General features: G+C 63.6%; 17 protein-coding genes and 1 tRNA gene. 10 read left to right on the top strand and 8 right to left on the bottom strand.

The features are described from left to right. Window positions 1-211: 211 nt before the first annotated feature. Window positions 212-2,533, bottom strand: coding sequence for an OmpA family protein (locus tag QFZ88_RS06180; RefSeq protein WP_024923646.1), 2,322 nt, complete (start codon window positions 2,531-2,533; stop codon window positions 212-214). 164 nt (window positions 2,534-2,697) lie between these two features. Between QFZ88_RS06180 and QFZ88_RS06175 the strand changes: the two genes are divergently transcribed. Together QFZ88_RS06175 and QFZ88_RS06170 are read left to right on the top strand one after the other, a co-directional pair. Then, on the top strand, window positions 2,698-3,147 hold the full coding sequence (locus QFZ88_RS06175) for a YcgN family cysteine cluster protein (RefSeq protein ID WP_024923645.1): 450 nt from the start codon (window positions 2,698-2,700) through the stop codon (window positions 3,145-3,147). Window positions 3,148-3,353: 206 nt separating this feature from the next. Beyond that, window positions 3,354-3,743, top strand: coding sequence for a hypothetical protein (locus QFZ88_RS06170; RefSeq protein WP_024923644.1), 390 nt, complete (start codon window positions 3,354-3,356; stop codon window positions 3,741-3,743). Between the two features lie 122 nt (window positions 3,744-3,865). On the opposite strand, the gene QFZ88_RS06165 is transcribed toward QFZ88_RS06170, so the two are convergent. Then, window positions 3,866-4,582 (bottom strand): SIMPL domain-containing protein, encoded by a 717-nt coding sequence (locus tag QFZ88_RS06165; protein WP_024923643.1) that lies wholly within the window; start codon window positions 4,580-4,582, stop codon window positions 3,866-3,868. Window positions 4,583-4,714: 132 nt separating this feature from the next. On the opposite strand from QFZ88_RS06165, the gene QFZ88_RS06160 reads away from it, so the two are divergent. Then, window positions 4,715-4,790, top strand: a tRNA-Ile gene (locus QFZ88_RS06160). A 391-nt stretch (window positions 4,791-5,181) separates the two neighbouring features. Here the strand turns inward: QFZ88_RS06160 and QFZ88_RS06155 are convergent. The 6 genes from QFZ88_RS06155 to QFZ88_RS06130 form a co-directional block, all read right to left on the bottom strand. Continuing rightward, window positions 5,182-6,390 carry an FAD-dependent oxidoreductase gene (locus QFZ88_RS06155; RefSeq protein WP_024923642.1) on the bottom strand — a complete coding sequence of 403 codons (1,209 nt, stop codon included), beginning with the start codon at window positions 6,388-6,390 and terminating at the stop codon, window positions 5,182-5,184. Window positions 6,391-6,394: 4 nt separating this feature from the next. Beyond that, window positions 6,395-7,609, bottom strand: coding sequence for an Atu1372/SO_1960 family protein (locus QFZ88_RS06150; RefSeq protein ID WP_024923641.1), 1,215 nt, complete (start codon window positions 7,607-7,609; stop codon window positions 6,395-6,397). 22 nt (window positions 7,610-7,631) lie between these two features. Continuing rightward, on the bottom strand, window positions 7,632-8,291 hold the full coding sequence (locus QFZ88_RS06145; protein WP_024923640.1) for an amino acid ABC transporter permease: 660 nt from the start codon (window positions 8,289-8,291) through the stop codon (window positions 7,632-7,634). Beyond that, complete coding sequence (locus QFZ88_RS06140; RefSeq protein ID WP_024923639.1) at window positions 8,288-8,947, bottom strand: amino acid ABC transporter permease; 660 nt, start codon at window positions 8,945-8,947, stop codon at window positions 8,288-8,290. The genes QFZ88_RS06145 and QFZ88_RS06140 overlap by 4 nt, the downstream gene beginning before the upstream one ends. A gap of 11 nt (window positions 8,948-8,958) precedes the next feature. After that, window positions 8,959-9,711: an amino acid ABC transporter ATP-binding protein gene (locus tag QFZ88_RS06135; protein WP_024923638.1), complete on the bottom strand. Its 753-nt coding sequence runs from the start codon at window positions 9,709-9,711 to the stop codon at window positions 8,959-8,961. Window positions 9,712-9,838: 127 nt separating this feature from the next. After that, window positions 9,839-10,720, bottom strand: coding sequence for an ABC transporter substrate-binding protein (locus QFZ88_RS06130; RefSeq protein ID WP_024923637.1), 882 nt, complete (start codon window positions 10,718-10,720; stop codon window positions 9,839-9,841). A 171-nt stretch (window positions 10,721-10,891) separates the two neighbouring features. Between QFZ88_RS06130 and QFZ88_RS06125 the strand changes: the two genes are divergently transcribed. From QFZ88_RS06125 to QFZ88_RS06095, 7 genes are all read left to right on the top strand, one after another. Next, the gene (locus QFZ88_RS06125; RefSeq protein ID WP_024923636.1) at window positions 10,892-11,956 is read left to right on the top strand and encodes a GlxA family transcriptional regulator; all 1,065 of its coding nucleotides are present in this window, start codon (window positions 10,892-10,894) and stop codon (window positions 11,954-11,956) included. 451 nt (window positions 11,957-12,407) lie between these two features. Beyond that, the gene (locus QFZ88_RS06120) at window positions 12,408-13,010 is read left to right on the top strand and encodes an ANTAR domain-containing response regulator (protein ID WP_024923635.1); all 603 of its coding nucleotides are present in this window, start codon (window positions 12,408-12,410) and stop codon (window positions 13,008-13,010) included. Then, window positions 13,007-14,245 carry a CmpA/NrtA family ABC transporter substrate-binding protein gene (locus tag QFZ88_RS06115; RefSeq protein WP_024923634.1) on the top strand — a complete coding sequence of 413 codons (1,239 nt, stop codon included), beginning with the start codon at window positions 13,007-13,009 and terminating at the stop codon, window positions 14,243-14,245. Before QFZ88_RS06120 ends, QFZ88_RS06115 begins: the two co-directional genes overlap by 4 nt. Before the next feature lie 334 nt (window positions 14,246-14,579). Then, entirely contained in the window at window positions 14,580-15,875 is a 1,296-nt protein-coding gene (locus QFZ88_RS06110) for an MFS transporter (protein WP_024923633.1), read from the top strand. Between the two features lie 19 nt (window positions 15,876-15,894). Beyond that, on the top strand, window positions 15,895-18,345 hold the full coding sequence (gene nirB, locus QFZ88_RS06105) for a nitrite reductase large subunit NirB (protein WP_024923632.1): 2,451 nt from the start codon (window positions 15,895-15,897) through the stop codon (window positions 18,343-18,345). 5 nt (window positions 18,346-18,350) lie between these two features. Further along, window positions 18,351-18,680 carry a nitrite reductase small subunit NirD gene (gene nirD / locus QFZ88_RS06100; protein WP_024923631.1) on the top strand — a complete coding sequence of 110 codons (330 nt, stop codon included), beginning with the start codon at window positions 18,351-18,353 and terminating at the stop codon, window positions 18,678-18,680. An 8-nt stretch (window positions 18,681-18,688) separates the two neighbouring features. Further along, window positions 18,689-21,349 (top strand): nitrate reductase, encoded by a 2,661-nt coding sequence (locus tag QFZ88_RS06095; RefSeq protein WP_024923630.1) that lies wholly within the window; start codon window positions 18,689-18,691, stop codon window positions 21,347-21,349. The last annotated feature ends 52 nt before the right edge of the window (window positions 21,350-21,401 follow it).

The following is a 21,401-nucleotide window of genomic DNA, read 5'->3' as shown; positions in this document are numbered from 1 at the left end:
GGCAGTTCAACAGGCGCTAACCGCTGTCGTTTTTGGGCGAGAGGCACGATCTTGGCAAGATGCCGGCCATGCCTTTCCAAAAGAAGGCCCGGTCGGTGGAGTAAGCCGGCCGGGCCTCTTGATGTCCCGCTGGAGACGGGACAGGGCAGGGAACCCCATTAACATTTGGGGCTCCCATTGTGGCGAATCAATGCCCTAGCGCCTTCACCGCCTATTTAGCGTTAGCAACCGGGGCCACCAACGGCGTGATGCGGCGGATGGCGACACGACGGTTCTCGCGTTCCGGCTTCTGCGTGTTGATCTTGAGATAGCGCTCGCCATAACCCTGCGTGGTCAGGTTCTCCGGCGGGATGTCGAAGACATTGGTGAGCGCGTTGGCCACGGCCTCGGCGCGCCGGTCCGACAGCGCCAGATTGGCGAGATCGGAGCCGACCGCGTCGGTATGGCCTTCGATCAGGAAGGTTTCGGCCGGGTTCTTGGCGAGCAGCTTCTGCATGGCGTCCGCCACGCCTTGCAGTTTCTCGACTTCGCTCTCGGCAATGGTCGACGAGCCGAAATCGAAGTTCAGCGTGTCGAGATCGATGCGTCGGGCGATGTCGCGCACGCGGGCCGAGCGCTTGACCTCGTCGATCGAATAGAGGCGCCGGACCTTCTCCACCGGCGGCCGCTCGAGGAAGACATAATAGTCGTCGGGGCTGCGTACGCGCTCGGATTCCAGGATGTATTCGTCGCGCGGGATATCGACATAGATCGGTGGCAGGTCGTCGCCTGGGTCACGCCAGTCGTGCATTTCCTCATAATAGCGTTCGTCGACATAGCTCAGCACATATTCGCGACCGTCCGGGGTGATGCGCGAACGCCGCACGATATCGCCGTAGCGGTTGCGAACGGTGATGATCTGGTTGCCGTTGTCGCGCACCACGGTTTCGCGGGTGCGGCCGCCGGGCAGGTCTTCGTAATAGACATCCTGCGCGTCGCGGGTGAGGCGCGGGCGGTCGTTGCTCTCGACGATGATCTGGTTGTTGAACTGGATGATGGTGCGGTCGCCGAAATTCTTGACGATGTCGGCTCCTTCCGGGCGCTGCATCTTGCGCACGTCGAAGTCGGGCGCGCGTTCCAGCCGCGTGCCCTTCTCCTGGGTGACGGGCGCGATCTTCTCCGGCTGGATCGTCGCCTGGGCGGCCTTGTCGTCGACCGGCGGCGGCGCTGGCTTTTCCGCCGGTTTCTGCGCGGGTTGCTGGGCCGGCTGAACAGGTTGCTGCGCCGGCTGCTGGGTTGTCGCCTGGCCGGGCTGCGGCTTGGCCGGTTCGCCCTTCTGGCCCTCGGCCGGGCGCTCCGGCTGCTTCTGGCTGTCGAAGATCGGCGCGGCATTGGGATTGGCCGGCGCCTGGCCCTCGACCGGCTTTTCCGCGGGCTTGGGCTGTTCCGCCGCGGGCTTGGGTTGCTCCGCTGCCGGTTTCTGCTCACCTTCTGCTGGTTTCTCGCCAGGCTGCGGCTTGGCCTCGGGCTGCTCGCCTGGCTTCTTTTCGCCCTCGGCGGGAACAGGCTTATGCCCTTCCTTGGCCGGCTCTTCGCTGGTCTCGGGTTTCGGCTTGGCGCCTTCCGCAGGCTTTTCGGCCGGTGCGGGCGATGCCTCCGGCTGCTTGGCAGGCTTTTCCGCCGCCGGTTTTTCGGCGGCGGGCTTTTCACCCTCGGGCGCCGGTTTCGGTTTTTCGGCCGCCGGTTTCTGCTCGCCTTCGGCAGGCTTTTCGGCGGGTTTGGCGGCAGGCTCCTCGGCTGGCGCGGGCTTGGCTTTGGGCTGCTCGGCGGGTTTTTCCGCCGGCGCCGGCTTCACTTCGGGCGCGGGTTTCTCTTCGGCTGCCGGCTTCTTGACCGGTTCCTGCTGTTCCTCGGCCGGCTTTTCCTTCTTGGCGCGCGGCTTCTGCTCCGGTTCGGCGGCCGGAGCTTCGGCTTGCGGCTGCTTCTGAGGGGCGGGCTCAGCCTGTTCCTCGACCGGTTTTTTCTTGTGCGGTTTCTGCTCAGGCTCCACGGCCGGGGCCTCGGCCTGGGGTTGCTTCCGAGGCGCTGGCTCGGCTTGTTCCTCGACTGGCTGTTTCTTGCGCGGCTTTTGCTCCGGTTCGGCGGCCGGAGCTTCGGCTTGCGGCTGCTTCCGAGGGACGGGCTCAGCCTGTTCCTCGACCGGCTTCTTCTTGTGCGGTTTCTGTTCCGCCGGCTCTTCCGCTGGCGCCGGCGCTTCGGTCTGGGCTTCTATCTGCGGTGCCGGCGCAGCCTGTGCCACCGGTTCGGGCAAGGCGACGGGCTCGGGCACCGCAACAGGTTCGGGCGCCGGCTGCGGCTCCGGGGCGGCCTGTTCGGCCGGCGCCGGGCCGCCGTCGGTCGCCTCGCCGCCGCCTTCGGCCTGGGCAAGGATCAGCGGCAGGGCGGTCACCGAACGGAGAGCGGTGTCATTCTGCAATGGCAAGGCGGCAAGCGGCGATGAAGCCATCAGCAGGCCAAGGGCCGTACCGGCGAGGATGCGTGGTTGGCGCTTCATATCTGATCTCCTTGACGGGGTATGTGGCGCTGCCGAGGCCCATAAACGTGGCAATCGGGGCCGGCGTGGGGTGTGGCAACGAGGATAGGGATATCGAATGGGCGCTTTGATGACATTGGCGCTGCGCGCTTGACGCGGCGGTTCCGGCGCGCCACATCCCTGCGATGGCAACGCAACCGTTCTGGAAGACGAAGGCGCTGGAGGAGATGTCTCCGGCCGAGTGGGAATCGCTGTGCGACGGTTGCGGCAAATGCTGCCTGTCGAAACTCGAGGACGAGGACAGCGGCGAGATCTACTGGACCAGCGTCGCCTGCCGGCTGTTCGATGCCGGAACCTGCCGCTGCGCCGACTATGCCAACCGCCTGGCGCGGGTTCCCGACTGCGTCGGGCTGACGCCGCAGAATGTGCGCACCATCAGCTGGCTGCCGTCCACATGCGGCTATCGCCTCGTCGCCGAGGGCCATGACCTCTACTGGTGGCACCCGCTTGTCTCGGGCAGCGCCGAGACGGTGCACGAAGCCGGCGTCTCGATGCGCGGCCGCGTCAGCGCCAGCGAGAGCGAGCTCGCCGAGCCGGAAGACTATTTCGACTACGTGCTCGACGAGGAGCCCTGAGGGGCCCGTTTTGCCGGTCGAACAAGCATGCGCGCGGCGCAGGCGCGGTTCCTTTTCCATGCCCGACTATGGCCACCGGCCAAATGAACCTCGCATGAACATGCGGTTCCCGTTCGGTTCAGCCGGGCCTTTCTATGGTTGCGTCATCGCTTCGGCGAACAGGGTTTGAAGACCAAGCAACCAACGCTTCTGACAAGGAGAAGACCATGTTGACCAAGATCAAGGCTGCCGCGCTCTCGGCTCTCGTCGGTTTCAGCGCGCTTGCCGCGGTTCCTACCACCGCCCAGGCCGACGGCGTCTATCTGAATTTCGGCAGCGGCGAGCCGCGCTTCGGCGTCTATGCCGGCGAGCGCGACGACAATCGTGACTGGCGCCGCGACCGCTGGAGCGACGAGCGCGGTTGGGGTCGCGATCGCGACTGGCGCCGCGGCTGTTCGCCGGAATGGGCGCTGAACAAGGCCGAGCGCATGGGCATCTGGCGCGCCCGCATCGTCGATGTGAACCGCCGCGTCATCAAGGTTGCCGGCCGCCAGGACGGCGAACGCACCATGGTGGTGTTCGGCCGCGAGCGCGGCTGCCCGGTGCTTTACCGCTAAGGCACGGCGTCTGGCGCAACGCGAACGAAAAACCCCGGAGGAACGATCCTCCGGGTTTTTTCATTTGCAGTCCTGGAAAAGAGAGCGCGCGGCGCGACCATCCAGTCGCGCCGCGCCTCTTTTTACTTCAGCTCGAAGGTGACGTTGACCATCACCCGGTAGGCATTTTCTCCGGCCTGCACCGGAACCGAGGCGCCGGCGGCGTCATAAGCCTTGGCGTTCATCGGCATGGGCGGCGACATGAAGTTCTGGTCGGTGATCTCCAGCACCTTGCCGACGCTGACGCCGGCGGCCTCGGCCAAGGTCTTGGCCTTGGCGATGGCGTCGGCCACCGCCTTCTTGCGGGCCTCGCCGATGACGGCGGCCGGGTTCTCGTTGGTGAAGGAAATACCGCCACCCTGGTTGACGCCGAGCGACACCGCCTTGTCGAGGATCTCGCCGGTCTTGGAAATGTCGCGCACCCGCACGGACAGCGTGTTGGTGACCTGATAGGCGACCAATTCGGCGGTCTGGCCGCCATCGGGCTTGTTCGAATAATTGTAGCGCGGGTTGATCTGGATGCCCGCCGTCTGCAGGTCGCGCTCGGCGACGCCGGCCGACTTCATCGCCGCGATGACGGCGGCCATGGCGTCGTTGTTGGCGTCGAGCGCTTCGCGCGCGGTCTTGGCCTCGCGCATGACGCTGAGCGACAAAAGTGCAAGGTCCGGCGCCACGGTGGCCTCGCCTTCGCCGGAAACGATGATGCGCGGCGACGGCTGTTGCGGGGCTTCGGCTGCGCCGGCGATTGCAGGAAGGGCGACGGCGGCGGCAAAAGCGAGGGGCAAAAAGGCTCTGGTCATCGAAAAACTCCGTTGTTCGCCAAGGGCGAGAGCTCGAATAGGCAGCGAATATGGATTGATTTGGGCGATCTTGGCCAGACCGCCTCTAAAGCCTTGTGCGGGATCAAGAAAAACACTAATCCAGCCCGCGTGGGGCCTGTAGCTCAATGGTTAGAGCCGGCGGCTCATAACCGCTTGGTTGGGGGTTCGAGTCCCTCCGGGCCCACCAGTCACCTTTTGGCATGCGTGCCAATGTGAAAAATAATCGAAAGAAATCAACGTATCAGCTGCATCGTGAGTGCCGCGCGGTGCCAATGCATGTCAGCTATTTGCTGGTCGGTTTGCTGGTCACTATTGGTTGTGTCCATCAGAGAGAAAACACGAACCACGCTGATGCCGTGGTTGCGCCATTTTCGGACATCCTTAGCAACTCACAGCAGCTAACGTTCGTTGTACAACCGGACCCGATACGTGCCTGCACTCGAGGCGTGAGATGCGGATGTCAGCTTTGTGGATACTGTATGAAATGGTTCTCTGGCGGGTGGATGGCACGGCTTGCCTATTGGCATCGTCGACGCGTTCGGCTGCTCGCATTCAATAGGCCTGGCACATCGATCCCATCAGGCAACCAGGTTTGCTATCCGTCTTGCGGAACCGAGGGCGAGGGTCCATCCAAGCATGCCGTGCCCGGCATTGATATAGAGACCGCGCATCCTGCGGGAGGGAGCGATGATCGGCCGGGAGGATGGCGTCATCGGGCGTTCGCCGGACCAGCGGACTTCTTCCGGCGGGCGGTCGAAGCAGGCAGGCAACACGGCGCTGGCGACCTCCCGCAGGATGCCGAACCGATCCGCGTCGAAGCCCGAGCCGGGCCGCTCGATGTCGGCAAGCCCTGCAACGCGCAGCCGTTGACCGATTGTTGCGAAGGCTAGTTTGCGCTTCACATCCGTCAAGCTGACACGCGGCGCTCCTTCCCGCCAAGGCACGGTCAGGGAATAGCCGCGCACGGGCTGGATTTCAGCGGCTTCGGGCAGGTCGGCGACCAGCGTATGGATCAACGGTCCCGCCGTGACGACCGCGGCATCGACGACAAGTGGATCGCGATCGGTAAGCCGTACCGCCGAGAGCTGTCCCTTGTGCTGATCGAATCCGGCCACCTTGCGTCCGAAGCATGCCGAAACCCGACCTTTGGACACCATGAAATCCGTCAGTTGACGGCAGAAGGCGACCGCGTCGCCAAGAGCGTCGCCGGGCGTGTAAACGGCGCCAGCGATTTCTCCCTGATAAGTCTTCAGGGCCGGCTCCACTTCTTCGGCTTCGCAGCGCGACAGGAGACGTTGATCGAAGCCAAGCCGCCGCTTGCGCTCGATGGTCAGCCGGGCCGCAGCAAGGCCCTTTGCGTCAGGATAAAGGTGCAGCTTGCCAGCGATGCGATAGTCGAAAGCAATTTCCGTCTCCGCCAGCAGCTTCGCCATTTCCCGGCGCGATTCATCGGCCAGTTGCAGGATCTCGCTTGTGTTGTTCCACCAGCGCCGGGCCGGCATGTTCGCCATGAAGCGCAGCCCCCAGACCAGGAAATCGGCATCAAGCCTCCAGCGAACCCGGAACGCCGGATCTCGGCCGGCGAGGATGGCCGGCAGATGCTTCAAAAGCGCGGGCGAGGCCATGGCATCGCCATAGGCCCAGGAAAGTTGGGCTGCATTGCCGGCGCTCGCCCCGCAACCCGGCTCTGCAGCCGCGTCGATCAGGATCACCTCATGATCGGCGCGAGCCAGCAGATAGGCCGACGCGACCCCGACCACGCCTGCGCCGACAACCGCAATTCGCATGGCCTCAGGCCTCTGCGCTGCTGAGGACGGCCGTCAGCTCGATTTCCACGGGCACGCCACGGGGCAGCGAGGCCACGCCAACGGCGATCCGCGCATGTGGCCAGCATTCGGGAAACGCCTCGCGCAGCATTTCGGAAGCGCCATCGACGACCGCGCCATGCTGGGTAAAGTCCGGGGCTGCGGCGACGTATCCGGCGAGCCGTACGAACCCTTTCACCCGGTCGAGCCGGCCGGCGATGCGCTCCAATTGCGCCAGGGCATTGAGCAATGCCCAGCGTGCGCATTCGCGCCCTGCTTCTAGGGAGACGTCCTTGCCCAGATGGCCTGCCCTGAGGACAGCCTTGTCCTTGATCGGAACCTGCCCGGACACGGTCACGATACCGCCGTTGCGGATCGCACCGACGAATGCGCCGGGGGGCGCGGCTGCTTCCGGCAGGCCAAGGCCGAGGGCATCGAGGCGTTTCCGAACGGCACAAGGGGCACCGGATGCGGTCTTGCGGCGGGGACGCCTTGTGCTGCGTTCCACGAAATCGCGCAGGATCGCCTTGTCGAAGTCGGTCAGCCGATATTCGGGATGCCATTGCACCCCCAGACAGAAGCCGCTCGTATTGCCCTCGAAGGCCTCGACGACGCCGTCCGGCGCCCGCGCCACGACACGAAACCGTTCGCCCTCCGTGAGGGCATGCCGATGCAGGCTGTTCACTTCGGCCGAGCCGCCGCCGAGAAGGCGAGCGAGATCGCTGGAGGCCTCGACTGTGACGCCATGGGCCAGGCGATCGGGAACTGCGCCTGGCATGTGTTCAACCGGTTCTCCGGCAGGCCGTGGCAGGCTGGTGACGAATGTGCCACCCAGCCATTCGCCGATCAGTTGCATGCCGTGACAGACGCCGAGCAGCGGCTTTCCTGCTTCCAGCGTCTGCCGCACAAGCTCGCGTTCGAATTCACGCCGCTCCGGACTGGCCTGCTGGCCCGGTGCGGTGCCCGTGATCATCACGCCGTCGGCAAGTTCCAGCGTGGCGGCAATGTCGAGCGCTTCGTAGGGCAGGATCAGCGCGGTGCCGCCGGCCTCGGCTATCGCTTCGGCGTAATTCGCCCGAACGACATATTCGCGTTCGGTCCAGCCTTCGGCGGATAGCCTGAAGTCAGGCGTCATCAGGATGACGGGACGGCGGTTGGGCTGCCGGCACGTCGCGCCGCGATCATGCGTTGAGGTCGTCATTGTCTTGTCTCGTGATTGGAATTTAGCCGGCAGGGCGTACGAGCCGCCGCGAAAGAAGCGAGAACGGCCAGGCTATGAGGAAATAGCACAGCCCCACGGCCAGATAGATTTGAAGCGGCAGGAAGTATTCCGTCGCCATGGCCCGGCCGGTCAGCACCAGCTCATCCACCGTGATGAGCGAGGCGAGCGAGGAATCCTTGAGCAGCGAGACGAAGGTGACGATGAGCGGTGCGATGACGATGCGCACCACTTGCGGCAATATGATCAGGGCAAAGCTCTGAAAGGGCGTGAAGCCGACGGCGAGCGCCGCCTCGCGCTGGCCCTTCGGGATCGCCACAAGGCCGGCGCGGAACAATTCCGCGACCTGCGCCGCGAAGGCAAGTGCCAGCCCCAGAACCGCGCCTGTGAAGGCATCGAAAGTGATGCCGATGCCGGGCAGGCCGAAATAGAGCAGGAACAGGATGGCGAGCAGCGGCACGCCGCGAACCACCGAGACATAGACCGTAGCGAAATGGCGCAGCGTCCGCGACCGCGCATTCCGGCACAGCGCCAACAACAGTCCGAACACCAGCGACAAGGTGAAGGCGCAACCTGAAAGCAGGGCGGTCGTGCCCATGGCCTTGACCAGAAGCGGAAGCCACTCCTTGCCGTATTCGAAATAAGGTTCGACGAAGCCGCTCATGCCTTCAGCCTCCCGTAGCGGCTTTCGAGGAAGCGGATCGCCTGCATCAGCGGCATGCCAAGGAGAAGATAGAGACCGGCCACCGTCACGTAGATCAGCGTGGTCTGGAAAGAGGACGTCACCATGGATCGCGCGTAGAACATGATTTCCGGCGCGGCGATGGCGGAGACGATCGATGTATCCTTGAGTAGCTGCACTGCATAGTTGCCGAGCGGCGGAAGCGCGATGCGCAGCGCCTGCGGTGTCAGGATGTCGAAAATCGTCTGGAAGGGTGTGAAGCCGACCGCAAGCGCTGCTTCACGCTGGCCTTTCGGCAACGCTGCGAAGCCGGAGCGGAACAGGTCGCAGGTGACCGCCCCGCCGATCAGTCCGAGGCCGAGGATCGCCGCGACAATCGCGGACAATCTGAAGCCGATGCTCGCCAATCCGAAATAGAGGATGAACAGGTGGGTGAGCGCCGGGATGTTGCGCATGATCTCGCAATAGGCGTCGATCAGGAAATGAACCGGCCGCAGGCCGCCGAAAACGCGCAGAAGGGCGAGGCCGAAACCGAGAGCGACACCGAGCGCGAGCGATGCCAGCGTGACCAGAACGGTGACGCCGACCCCGGCGAGCAACCCTTCCAGCACCATGATGAAGGTCGACAGTCCGGACATGGCGCGGGTCCTCAGTGCCGGATCTGTTTCAGGAAGGCCTGGGTTCTTGCCTCGCGAGGAGAGAGTATCAGCTCCCGCGCCGGCCCCTGCTCGACGATGGTGCCACCGTCGAGGAACATGACCCGGTCGGCGATGTCGCGGGCAAACGCGATCTCGTGGGTGACGATCAGCATGGTGCGCCCCTCGGCGGCCAGCTCCTCCATCACCTTCAGCACTTCATGCACCAGCTCCGGATCGAGCGCGGAGGTCGGTTCGTCGAACAGCATCAGCTTGGGTTTCTGCGCCAGTGCCCGGGCAATCGCCACACGCTGCTGCTGACCACCGGAGAGCTCCAGCGGCGACGCATCGGCGCGATGGGTCATATGGACCTTGGCGAGCATTTCCAGCGCCAGCTCATGCGCTTCCCTTGCCGAAAGTCCGCGCACCTTGCGGGCGGCGATCGCCACGTTCTCCGTCACCGAAAGGTGCGGCCAGAGATTGAAAAGCTGGAACACCATGCCCATTTCGGCCCGCTGCGGCGCGAGCTGACGATCGCTCATCGCCCGCCCGAGCTTGACGCCGATCCGCTCGCCATCCAGGTGGATTTCGCCGGCATTCGGCTTTTCGAGGAAGTTCAGGCAGAGCAGGCAGGTGGATTTTCCCGACCCCGAAGGGCCGATCAGCGCGATCTTCTCGCCGGCGGTCACCTCGAAATCCATTCCCTTCAGAACCTCGACCAGTCCGTAATTCTTGCGCAGGCCCGTGACGCTCAGCAGCGGGTTCATGCCGTTCCCCATTTTTGTCATTGAACAGGGCGCGTTGAGATTCAGGTGATGCCGGCCTGGCCTGAATCTCAACGCGCCCGGGCTTGAATCGGGGCAGAGGCGGCGGCCTCTGCCCCGGATCGAAGCGTCAGCCACCCGCCTTGCAGGAGGGCAGCTTGTAGTCGGCGGGGCGATCGACGCCGGCGCGGAAGTTCTCGCCGGCGGGCCTGTACCAGACATCGGCGGCCAGGCCGTAGCGGGCGCCTATCTCCTTCATCTCGCAGCCTTTCCACATGCCGCCGATGATGGCGTCCACCTTCTGGCGCAGATCGTCGTTCTTCTTGTTGAAGCCGTAGACGACCTGGCCGAGACCGGTGAGCAAGGGGAAATCCGCATTGCTGTCGGTGAAGGCGAGGAACTGCATGTTCCATTCGGGGTTTTTCTTGATCGCATACGACACGACGGGAGGATCGCCGATCACGGCGTCGATGCGGCCCGCGATCAGGTCGCGCACGGCGGCGTCGGAGGTGTCGTAGAGAGAAAGCTCGAGGCCTTTGATCTTCTTGAGCTCCGGCACGAAGGAAAAGCCGGTGATGGTTCCGACCTTCTTGCCTTCGAGGTCGGACAGCTTGTCCCAGTTCGTCTTCGACGACTGCATGATGCCGTTCTTGAAGTAATGGATCGGCTCGGAAAGCGTCATGATCTTGGTGCGCTTTTCCGTCCAGCCCATGGTGCCGAGCATGACGTCGACGCGGCCCGCTTCCACCGAAGCGATGGTGCCGGACCATTCCATCAGCGCCGGCTGGAGCTTGAGTCCCAGCTTGTCGGCGATCTTCTGCATGATCTCGCCGTCATAGCCGATCATCTTGCCGTCCTGCCAACCGGAACCCGGCATGTCGCCAGTGAAGGCGACGGTCAGCTTGCCCTGCTCGACCAGTTCGAAAGCCTGCGCCAAGGGCGAGAATGCCAAGAAGCTCCCGCCTGCCAGCAGCGCACACACCGCCAGCCTTCTCGAAAGAGAAAGTGCCATTTGTTCGATCCTTGAAATTATTGGTTCCCCTATCCGGCAGTCCTTGTTGCTCCGGATATCGCGTTTAACGAGGGGCAGTCTGGCATCGAAGACGAGGGCTGAATTGTAAAAAAAAGACTTTTTCTTTGAAAATCGGCGCGGTCATCCTATCGTGCGAGGAGGGGGGTAACCATGACCGTTGAGGACAGTGCTCCAAGCACGCAGAGCGAGGCGGACTATGTCCGCTGGCTCGATGCCCTCTGGGCGGAAAGGCTGCTTTCGGCGCGCGAGCACAAGCCTGATATTTCCATCGGCATTCTGCTTTGGCCGACCTTTCCCATGATGTCGCTGACCGGCGTCGTAGAGCCCTTGCGCCATGCTGCGGATTTCGCCGACAATTCCCGCCCGCTCCACTGCCGCTGGTCGATCATGGGCAAGCCGGGCGTTGCCACTGCTGCAAGCTGCGGTATTCGCGTGCAGGCAGACGCGCCCTACATCAACCCGACTGACTTCGATTATATCGTTGCTATCGGCGGCCTGCTGCCGCATTTGCGAACCGCGCCCGCCTCGCACCGCGACTATATTCGCGTCGCGGCGGCGGCGGGTGTTCCCGTCATCGGTGTCTGCACTGGCGCCTTCGTTCTGGCGCAGGAAGGATTGCTCGCCGGTCGCAAGGCCGCGATCCATCCCTTCCACGCCGAGGACTTCCGCCTTGCCTTTCCCCGCCAGGCCTTGTCGGTTCGCGACGATTTCCTGATCGAGAATGGCAGGATCACGGTGCCCGGCGGCATTTCCATTCTCTCGCTGATGACCGAACTGATCCGCAACCATTGCGGGCCGGATCGGGCTGCGAAAGCCGTTCACCAGCTTTCATTGACCGAGCAGAAAACGCTGAGCGTCTTCGATCACGAGCGCGCCCATTCGTACCGCTACGCCGTCGACACCCGCATCCAGCGAGCCATCGTGCTGATCGAAAGCCGCAAGGGCCGCGATATGTCGCCGGAACTGGCCGCAGATACCGTAGGCCTTTCGCCACGCCAGTTCGCACGCCTGTTCCAGAAGCACGTTGGAATGACCCCCAAACGCTTCATTCTGGAGACCCGGCTGCGGTACGCACGCTTTCTCGTGGAAAACAGCACGCTGCCCATCACGGCGATTGCCCTCGAAACCGGCTTCTCGGATTCAGCGCATCTGGCGACGGCTTTTCGGCAAAAGTACCAAGTTTCCCCAAGTGCGTTCCGATATCGGCACGGGTAGCGCATGCATGGTCGCGCGGTCGCAAGAGATTTCGGGACGGCAGGTCGCAGAACTGGCTTCTGTCATCGGTGAGAACCGTTTGGATGTCATAGGCACTGATGCGATCAGAGCCTTGATGAACGTGGCGGCTGTACGGACATTGGCACCTGTCCAAAGGTGTCAAAGGTGAACTCGGACAGCCGGTCGATAAGCGACGAAGAAATAGAGCTTTCGCGGTAGGCACTTCAGCGATGTCTATGTGGAGATATTCGATCGGATAGCGTTAACTTCTTCCTGCGCTTTGTTGTCCTCGGGCAGAAGGCTGGCCCCAATACTGGGTCCTGAACAAAGCGGCCGCTTACTGATCCGTTCGACTGTAAGCAGAAGGACCACTCTCGGCTCCTTTTCGGCCGCCGAACCTGTTGATGTTTTTGTCGCATTGCACAAAACTCCAGGCGGAGCAGGATGAGGCATGCGAGGCGCGGCCCTTACCGTATTGGTCATCGACGAGAATCGGCTCCGAGCCTCGATCATCGAGGCAGGGCTGCGCGAGGCTGGTCACACCGAGGTGGTGCTTGTCGACGATGTGACCGGCATCGCCGCCCGCATCGCGGCACTTGAGCCGGATGTGATCGTCATCGACATCGAGAATCCCAACCGGGACATGTTGGAGAACATGTTCCAGCTCTCGCGTGCGGTGAAGCGACCCATTGCCATGTTCGTCGATCGCTCCGACACCGCTTGGATCGAGGCGGCGGTGGATGCCGGCGTCTCGGCCTATGTCGTTGACGGCCTGAAGAAGGAGAGGGTGAAGCCGATCCTCGACATGGCGATCAGCCGCTTTAATGCGTTTTCGCGGATGGAACGCGAACTCGAGGAAGCGCGCACCGAACTGGAAAGCCGCAAGACGGTTGAGCGCGCCAAGGGCATCCTCATGAAATCGCGCGGGCTCTCCGAGCAGGAATCTTACGCCCTACTGCGCAAGACCGCCATGAACCAGAACCGCAAGATCAGTGACGTGGCGCAGGCCCTGGTTACAACCGCGGGCCTGCTGGGCGCTGGAGACGATCAATGAGCCCGGCCCATCAGATATCCGCTGGCTTCCTGCCGCTGCTCGACAGTGCCGTGCTGGTTGCTGCACGCGAACTGGGTTTCGCGGCCGACGAAGGCATCGACCTCGTTCTCACCAGGGAGAATTCCTGGGCAAGCATCCGCGATCGGCTCGCCGTCGGCCATTTCAACGTCGCGCATATGCTGGCACCGATGCCGATCGCCTGCAATCTGGGCCTGACACCGCTCGCCGCGCGCACCATAGCGCCGATGGCGCTTGGCCTGGGCGGCAATGCGGTGACCGTCTCGCGCGACCTTTGGGACGAGATGTTGGCGCAGGATGCGGCCTCGGATTTCGACCCCCGATCCACCGGGGCAGCGCTGGCGGCCGTCGTGGTGCACCGCAAGGCGGCGGGCGGGTCGCCGCTGCGCTTCGGCGTCGTGCATCCCCATTCGGGCCATAACTACGAATTGCGCTACTGGTTTGCTGCCTGCGGCGTCGACCCTGATCGCGATATCGAGATCATCATCGTGCCGCCATCCTTCATGGCCGATGCACTCGGCGCCCGGCGCATCGACGGCTATTGCGTCGGTGAACCCTGGAACACGGCGGCGGTGGCGAAGGGCGTCGGACGCATCGTCACCACCAAGGCCAGGATATGGCGTTCCAGTCCGGAAAAGGTGCTGGGTGTCGCTGCCGAGTGGGCGGAGGCAGAGCCCGAGGCGCTGTCGGCGCTTTTGCGAGCTCTTTACCGCGCCGCCGCCTGGAGCGGCGACAGCGGCAACCATGGCGAGCTGGCGGAACTGATGGCCGGGCCTGCTTATGTCGATTGTCCAGTCGAATGGCTGAAGCCGGCGCTCTCCGGACTGATCCAGACCGGCGACGGTGGCGAGGTTGTGACACCGGATTTCTTCGTGCCCCATGCCAAGGCCGCCACCTTTCCCTGGAAGAGCCACGCGCTCTGGTTCTACAGCCAGATGGCCCGCTGGGGACAGATCGAGGCCAACCCGGCCAACGAAGCGATCGCGCGCGAAACCTATCGTCCTGACCTCTACCGGCAGGCCTTGCGAGATGTTGGCGTGGCGTTGCCGGGAGCGAACGCCAAGGTCGAAGGTGCACTGGTCACCGAGACGCCGGTCGGTTCGGCCGGCGCCAGCCTCATTCTCGGACCGGACGGCTTCTTCGATGGGGCGGTGTTCGATCCCGACCGCGTCGGGGACTACATTCAAGGCCAGCTTCTCGCCGAGCCAAAAGCCTAGGCGTTCTTTTGCGCTGCATCATTTTTGTGCATTGCGATATGCCATTTGCCGGAAGTTTTGCCAGCGCCGGACGATGCCACGCGCGTCGATAATGCCAATGATTGTTGATTTCATTGCATAAAACTCTGCCGATCAAAACTGGCACGCATCCTGCTTTGTAACAAGCGAGGCCCAAGGCTGGGCCACGAATTCTGCGTCCAACGAAGGGCGCACCAGGCAAGGCTGCCGTTCAGGTCACCACGCGATCCCGGATGTACGGACGCGCGGCCTGTTCGGCAGCCTTTTTGTTTTCAATCGCAGAGCGGCGCTTTCGATGCCGAACACGGAGCGAGCAATGGGCGTATCTTTTCGACAAAGCCGGGATCCGGCAGCCACGCATGCGCTAACCCTATCCACGCTGTCGTTCACGGTGTGCTTTGCCGTGTGGACGATCTTTTCGATCATCGGCATACGCATCAAACAGGAGCTCGGGCTTTCCGAAACCGAATTCGGTCTGCTTGTCGGCACGCCGATCCTCTCCGGCTCGCTTGCCCGCATTATGCTTGGCGTGTGGACCGACCGTTTTGGCGGCCGTCTGGTCTATTCGGCAATCATGCTGGCGGCGGCGATCGCCACCTTTCTGCTGGCCTTCGCACATACTTACCCGCAGATGCTGATCGCAGCACTCGGCGTTGGTCTGGCGGGGGGTTCCTTCGCTGTCGGGGTTGCCTATGTTTCGCGCTTCTACCCGGCTGAGAAGCAGGGCACGGCGCTCGGCATATTCGGCGTCGGCAATGTCGGCGCGGCAATCACGAAATTCCTGGCGCCCTTTGTGATGCTGGCCGTTGGCTGGCAGGACGTGGCGATCATCTGGGCGTCCGTGCTCGGCTTCATGGCGTGCATCTTCTGGTTCAGCGCCGAAGACGATCCGGTGATCCGGCAGCGGCGCGTCACCGGCGCCAATCCCCCACGCAACTTTCGGGCCGAATTCGAGCCCTTGAAGGATGTCCGCGTCTGGCGTTTCGCGCTCTACTATTTTTTCGTCTTCGGCGGCTTCGTCGCCCTGGCACTCTGGCTGCCGCGCTACCTGATCGGCGTCTACGGCTTCGACATTGCCACCGCAGGCATGGTTGGTGCCGCCTATTCGGTCCCGGCCTCGATCTTCCGCGCCTATGGCGGTGTGTTGTCGGACAGGATCGGCGCACGCACGGTGCTTTACTGGACCTTCGCCGTGTCGGCGGTGTGTTGCGCCGTGCTGGCCTTGCCCGCGGCGGATTTCACGGTGCGCGGCATCAGTGGTCCGGTCTCCTTTCATTTCGAGATCGGCTGGATCGCTTTCGTCGCCATAGCCTTCGTGCTCGGCTTCTTCATGGCTGTCGGCAAGGCCGCGGTCTACAAGCACATCCCCGTCTACTATCCCGGCAATGTCGGTGCCGTCGGTGGCCTCGTCGGCATGATCGGCGGGCTCGGCGGCTTCGTCCTGCCGATCGCCTTCGGCGCGCTCAACGACCTGACCAACGTCTGGTCGAGCTGTTTCATGCTGCTTTTCGTCGTCGTGGCCGCATGCCTTGCCTGGATGCATCTCGCCATCCTTCGGATGGAGCAAGCACGCGCGCTGGCCGAACGGGCCACCGTCTCCCCAGCGGAATAGTCGAGTGGAGCCCCAGACTATGTCAGAGAAACTCGTCATCATCGGCAACGGCATGGCGCCAGGCCGCATGCTGGAGCATCTGCTCGAGGCTGCACCCGGCCGCTACCAGATCACCATCTTCAACGCCGAACCGCGCGTGAACTACGACCGCATCATGCTGTCGCCCGTTCTGTCGGGCGAGAAGGACTATGAGGAAATCGTCATTCACGGCGATGGCTGGTACATCAAGCATGGCATCGTGCTCTACAAGGGCCACAAGATCGTCGCCATCGATCGAAGCGCCAGGATCGTCACCTCCGACAAGGGCGTGACCGAGCCCTATGACAAGCTTGTCGTCGCCACCGGCTCGGTGCCCTTCATCATCCCGGTGCCCGGCAGGGATCTGCCCGGCGTGCTCTCCTATCGCGATCTGGACGACGTCGGCGCCATGCTTCTCGCCGCGCAGTCGCGCGACAGGGCGGTGGTGATCGGTGGCGGGCTGCTCGGACTTGAGGCGGCCGCCGGCCTGAAGGAGCGCGGTATGGACGTCACCGTGCTGCATGTCATGCCAACACTGATGGAACGTCAGCTCGATCCGGCCGCCGGCTATCTGCTCCAGAAGCAGCTGGAGGCGAGGGGCATCACGGTCAGGACGAAGGCGAACACCAGGCAGATCGTCGGCGCCGGCAAGGTGCAGGGTGTCGAGCTCGACACCGGCGAGATCATCCCGGCCACGCTGGTGGTGATGGCCGTCGGCATCCGACCGAATGTCGGCCTCGCCAGGGAAGCTGGGCTCGAGGTCAATCGCGGCATCGTCACCGACGATTGCATGCGGACATCCGACCCGGATATTTTCGCGCTCGGCGAATGCGTCGAGGTTGGCGGCCATGTCTACGGCCTTGTCGCGCCGCTCTACGAAATGGCAAAGGTGGTGGCCGCGAAACTGGCCGATGCCGACGACAGGCGCTTCACCCATTCCGATACGCCCACGAAGCTCAAGGTCACCGGCATCGATCTCTATTCGATCGGCGATTTCGCCGATGGCGAGGATCGCGAGGAGATCATCCTGCGCGATGCCTCGGCCGGCGTCTACAAACGCGTGATCCTGCAGGACAACAGGATCATCGGCACGGTGCTGTTCGGCGAGACGGCGGACGGCGCCTGGTTCAACGATCTCAAGAAGAAAGAAGTCGACATCTCCGAGATGCGCGACACCCTGATCTTCGGGCAGGCCTTCCAGGGGGGCGCTTCTACGGACCCTCTGGCGGCCGTTGCGGCTCTGGCGGATGATGCGGAAATCTGCGGCTGCAACGGCGTCTGCAAGGGAGAAATCGTTTCCGCCATTGGCGAAAAGGGACTGACGTCGCTGGACGAAGTCCGCGCGCACACCAAGGCGTCGGCCTCGTGCGGCTCATGCACCGGCCTGGTCGAGAAGGTGATGGCGCTGGTGCTGGGCGATACTTACAACCCGGCCGCCGTGCAGCCGATGTGCGGCTGCACTGAACTCGGCCATGACGAGGTACGCCGGCTGATCAAGGCGAAAGGCCTGAAGACCATCCCGGCTGTGATGCAAGAACTGGAGTGGAGCACCTCCTGTGGCTGCGCGAAATGCCGGCCGGCGCTCAACTACTATCTCGTCGCCGATTGGCCAAATGAATATGCCGACGATTACCAATCACGCTTCATCAACGAGCGCGTTCACGCCAACATCCAGAAGGACGGCACCTATTCGGTGGTGCCGCGCATGTGGGGCGGGATGACTTCGGCGGCCGAGCTGCGCGCCATCGCCGATGTGGTCGACAAGTTCGCCATTCCGGCGGTGAAGGTCACCGGCGGCCAGCGCATCGACATGCTGGGCATCCGAAAGGAAGACCTGCCTGCAGTCTGGGCCGATCTCGGCAAGGCCGGCTTCGTCTCGGGTCATGCCTATGCCAAGGGGCTGCGCACGGTGAAGACGTGTGTTGGTACCGACTGGTGCCGCTTCGGCACGCAGGATTCGACCGGCCTCGGCATCCGCATCGAAAAGTTCATGTGGGGTTCGTGGACGCCGGCCAAGGTGAAGATGGCGGTCTCCGGCTGTCCGCGCAATTGCGCGGAGGCAACCTGCAAGGATGTCGGCGTGGTGTGCGTGGACTCCGGCTACGAGATCCATTTCGCAGGTGCTGCCGGCCTCGATATCAAGGGCACGGAAGTGCTCGGTATGGTGCGCACCGAGGACGAAGCGCTGGAGGCGATCGTAGCGCTCGTGCAGATGTATCGCGAGCAGGCCCGTTACCTCGAGCGTATCTACAAATGGGCAAAACGCGTCGGCCTCGAGGAGATCCGCCGCCAGATCATGGCCGATCCCGACAGGCGCCAAGGCTATTTCGAACGCTTTGTCTTCAGCCAGAAATTCGCTCAGGTCGATCCGTGGTCGGAGCGTGTCTCGGGCAAGGACAAGCACGAGTTTCGACCGATGGCGGAGACCGATTTCCAACAGGCGGCGGAGTGACGGAGATGAGCTGGTTGGACATCGGCACGCTCGACAACATCCCGCCGCGTGGCGCGCGCTGCGTGAAGACCCCGAGAGGCAGTATCGGCGTCTTTCGCACGCATGACGATCGCGTCTTCGCCATCGAGGACCACTGCCCGCACAAGGGCGGACCGCTCAGCCAGGGCATCGTGCATGGCGCCGCCGTGACTTGCCCACTGCACAATTGGGTGATTTCGTTGGAAACAGGCAAGGCGCTCGGCGCGGACGAGGGATCGGTGAAGACGATCCCCGTGCGGGTCGAGGATGGGCGGATTTCGATCGCACTGGGTGAGATACTGCAGGCAGCGGAGTGACTGCCGCCATGAACTCCGCCGAAATCAGCACGACCTGTCCTTATTGCGGAGTTGGCTGCGGCGTGCTGGCGAAGGCTGCCGCCGGTGGCGAGGCTTCCGTCCGTGGCGATCCCGACCATCCGGCCAATCGCGGCAAGCTCTGCTCGAAGGGCTCGGCGCTCGGCGAAACGACCAGCCTCGACAGCCGGCTGCTCCATCCGGAAATCGGCGGGAAGCAGGCGGACTGGGATACGGCGCTCGATCTCGTCGCCCGGCGTTTCTCGGACGCCATCGCCGAGCATGGGCCGGATTCGGTTGCCTTCTACATCTCCGGGCAATTGCTGACCGAGGACTACTACGTCGCCAACAAGCTGATGAAGGGTTTCATCGGTTCGGCCAACATCGACACCAATTCAAGACTTTGCATGGCCTCGTCCGTCGCCGGTCATCGCCGCGCCTTCGGCGAGGATATCGTGCCGGGGATCTATGAGGATTTCAATGAAGCCGACCTGATCGTGCTGACCGGCTCGAACACCGCGTGGTGCCACCCGATCCTTTACCAGCGCATGCTGGCCGCACGGCAGGCGCGCGGCACGAAGATCGTCGTCATCGATCCGCGCCGCACCGCGACAGCCGACGAATGCGACCTGCATCTGGCGCTCGATCCCGGTACCGATGTGCTCCTGTTCAATGGCCTGCTGGCGCATCTGGCGCGCGTCGGCGCGGTGGACGATGACTACGTCGTGGCTCACACCACTGGCTTCGATGCTGCGGTGGCCCTGGCGCAGGCTGACGCGCCCTCCGAAGAGCAAGTGGCTGAGGGTTGCGGATTGAAGAGCGGCGACATACGGCTCTTCTACGAGCTCTTTGCGGCAACCGAGCGCACGGTCACGGTCTACAGCCAGGGCGTCAATCAGTCGGCACATGGCACCGACAAGGTCAACGCCATCATCAATTGCCATCTGGCCACGGCACGCATCGGCAAGCTGGGCGCGGGGCCTTTCTCAGTGACCGGCCAGCCCAACGCCATGGGTGGACGCGAGGTCGGTGGTCTCGCCAACCAGCTTGCCGCTCATATGAATTTCGACAACCCACGCGATATCGACCGTGTCGGGCGCTTCTGGCGTTCACCTGATATCGCGCGCAGAGCCGGCCTGAAGGCCGTCGACATGTTCCGCGCTGCTGGCGCTGGACGTATCAAGGCATTGTGGATCATGGGCACCAATCCGGCGGTCTCGATGCCGGATGCCACACGCGTGCGCGCCGCGCTGAAGGCCTGCGATTTCGTCGCCGTTTCCGACGTCACGCGCACCGACACCACCCGTTTCGCCGACGTGTTGCTGCCCGCCGCCGCTTGGGGCGAGAAGGACGGCACGGTGACCAACTCCGAGCGCAGGCTTTCCCGGCAAAGACCGTTTTTGGCCATGCCGGGAGAGGCGCGGCCCGATTGGCGTATCATCTGCGATGCCGCAGCCCGCATGGGCTTCGGCGCGGCCTTCGATTTCGGCAACCCCGCCGCGATCTTTCGCGAGCATGCCGCGCTTTCCGCTTTCGAAAACACAGGCGAGCGGCTGTTCGATCTGGGAGCGCTAACCGATATTTCGGACGCGGAATATGACACGTTCGAGCCGCGCCACTGGCCTGTCACCAAGAAGGCGTCCGGCCGGCTGCTGGGCGGCGGTAAATTTCCCACGGCCGACGGGCGCGCGCGTTTCATTGCGGTGCGGCAGGAAGGCGTGGCGCTCGCCGTCAGTGCAGAGTATCCGCTTGCGCTCAATACCGGTCGGCTGCGCGATCAATGGCACACCATGACAAGAACCGGGCCCGTGCCGCGCCTGATGGCGAATACGCCGGAACCGATGGTCGACCTCAACCCGCTCGACGCCGCCGCCAACCGGCTCGCCGATGGCGATCTCGCGCAACTGTCCACGCGTTATGGTTTTGCCCGCGCCAAGGTCCGCATCACCGAGGCGCAGCGCCCGGGCCAGGCTTTTGTGCCCATGCACTGGAGCGCTCATTTCGCGGCCAATGCCGGGGCGGGGGCTCTGGCGACGCCGATCGCCGATCCCCAATCCGGCCAGCCGGAACTGAAGAACGTGCCGTTGCGCATTTCGCGCGAAGAGATCGCCTGGGTGGGCATCCTGATGACCCGCCGCAACCTCAAACCAACCGGCTTCGTCCATTGGAGCCGGCAGGCCGTTGCGGGTGGCTGGGTCTACGAACTAAGCGGTACCGAAACGCCAGACCAGGGCATACTGCTCGCGCGCGGGCTGCTTGCCAGCGTCAATCCCGACCATGTGGTCGAGTATCGGGACCGCAAGGGCCTGACCTACCGGGCGGCGGCAATGGATGAAAGCTGTGCGATGGCCGAGGCGCTGCTGGTTGCCCCGCCGGGGCAGTTGCCAGCCCGCGATTGGCTGGTTTCGCTGCTCGGCAGCCGGGCGCAACTGACTTCGGTCGATCGTCACGCGCTGCTTTCCGGGCGTTCGCCTGCCGCCGTGCCGTCAATCGGCCGCATCGTCTGCTTCTGCTTCAACGTCGGCGTGAACCAACTGGCCGATGCAGTCGCCACCGGCTGTCGCAGCCTGGAGGCTATCGGAAGGGAACTTGGTGCCGGCACCAACTGCGGCTCGTGTCGCTCGGAGATCAGGACGATCATCGATGCAGGTCGTGTCCAAGCGGTCGAGTGATCCATTGCCCACGCGGATCCGGCCGCTCGGGAAAGGCCGAAACCAATCGTGC

The organism is Mesorhizobium sp. YL-MeA3-2017 (assembly GCF_030814575.1).
Classification (GTDB): domain Bacteria; phylum Pseudomonadota; class Alphaproteobacteria; order Rhizobiales; family Rhizobiaceae; genus Mesorhizobium; species Mesorhizobium terrae.
The sequence above is the reverse complement of the archived record's forward strand: the minus strand, read 5'-3'. Positions and strand labels throughout refer to the sequence as shown.

Excerpts from the sequence above, each read along its gene's own strand:
- QFZ88_RS06180 (WP_024923646.1), bottom strand. The coding sequence starts at position 2,533 with ATGAAGCGCCAACCACGCATCCTCGCCGGTACGGCCCTTGGCCTGCTG.
- QFZ88_RS06175 (WP_024923645.1), top strand. The coding sequence starts at position 2,698 with ATGGCAACGCAACCGTTCTGGAAGACGAAGGCGCTGGAGGAGATGTCT.
- QFZ88_RS06170 (WP_024923644.1), top strand. The coding sequence starts at position 3,354 with ATGTTGACCAAGATCAAGGCTGCCGCGCTCTCGGCTCTCGTCGGTTTC.
- QFZ88_RS06165 (WP_024923643.1), bottom strand. The coding sequence starts at position 4,582 with ATGACCAGAGCCTTTTTGCCCCTCGCTTTTGCCGCCGCCGTCGCCCTT.
- QFZ88_RS06155 (WP_024923642.1), bottom strand. The coding sequence starts at position 6,390 with ATGCGAATTGCGGTTGTCGGCGCAGGCGTGGTCGGGGTCGCGTCGGCC.
- QFZ88_RS06150 (WP_024923641.1), bottom strand. The coding sequence starts at position 7,609 with ATGACGACCTCAACGCATGATCGCGGCGCGACGTGCCGGCAGCCCAAC.
- QFZ88_RS06145 (WP_024923640.1), bottom strand. The coding sequence starts at position 8,291 with ATGAGCGGCTTCGTCGAACCTTATTTCGAATACGGCAAGGAGTGGCTT.
- QFZ88_RS06140 (WP_024923639.1), bottom strand. The coding sequence starts at position 8,947 with ATGTCCGGACTGTCGACCTTCATCATGGTGCTGGAAGGGTTGCTCGCC.
- QFZ88_RS06135 (WP_024923638.1), bottom strand. The coding sequence starts at position 9,711 with ATGAACCCGCTGCTGAGCGTCACGGGCCTGCGCAAGAATTACGGACTG.
- QFZ88_RS06130 (WP_024923637.1), bottom strand. The coding sequence starts at position 10,720 with ATGGCACTTTCTCTTTCGAGAAGGCTGGCGGTGTGTGCGCTGCTGGCA.
- QFZ88_RS06125 (WP_024923636.1), top strand. The coding sequence starts at position 10,892 with ATGACCGTTGAGGACAGTGCTCCAAGCACGCAGAGCGAGGCGGACTAT.
- QFZ88_RS06120 (WP_024923635.1), top strand. The coding sequence starts at position 12,408 with ATGCGAGGCGCGGCCCTTACCGTATTGGTCATCGACGAGAATCGGCTC.
- QFZ88_RS06115 (WP_024923634.1), top strand. The coding sequence starts at position 13,007 with ATGAGCCCGGCCCATCAGATATCCGCTGGCTTCCTGCCGCTGCTCGAC.
- QFZ88_RS06110 (WP_024923633.1), top strand. The coding sequence starts at position 14,580 with ATGGGCGTATCTTTTCGACAAAGCCGGGATCCGGCAGCCACGCATGCG.
- nirB (WP_024923632.1), top strand. The coding sequence starts at position 15,895 with ATGTCAGAGAAACTCGTCATCATCGGCAACGGCATGGCGCCAGGCCGC.
- nirD (WP_024923631.1), top strand. The coding sequence starts at position 18,351 with ATGAGCTGGTTGGACATCGGCACGCTCGACAACATCCCGCCGCGTGGC.
- QFZ88_RS06095 (WP_024923630.1), top strand. The coding sequence starts at position 18,689 with ATGAACTCCGCCGAAATCAGCACGACCTGTCCTTATTGCGGAGTTGGC.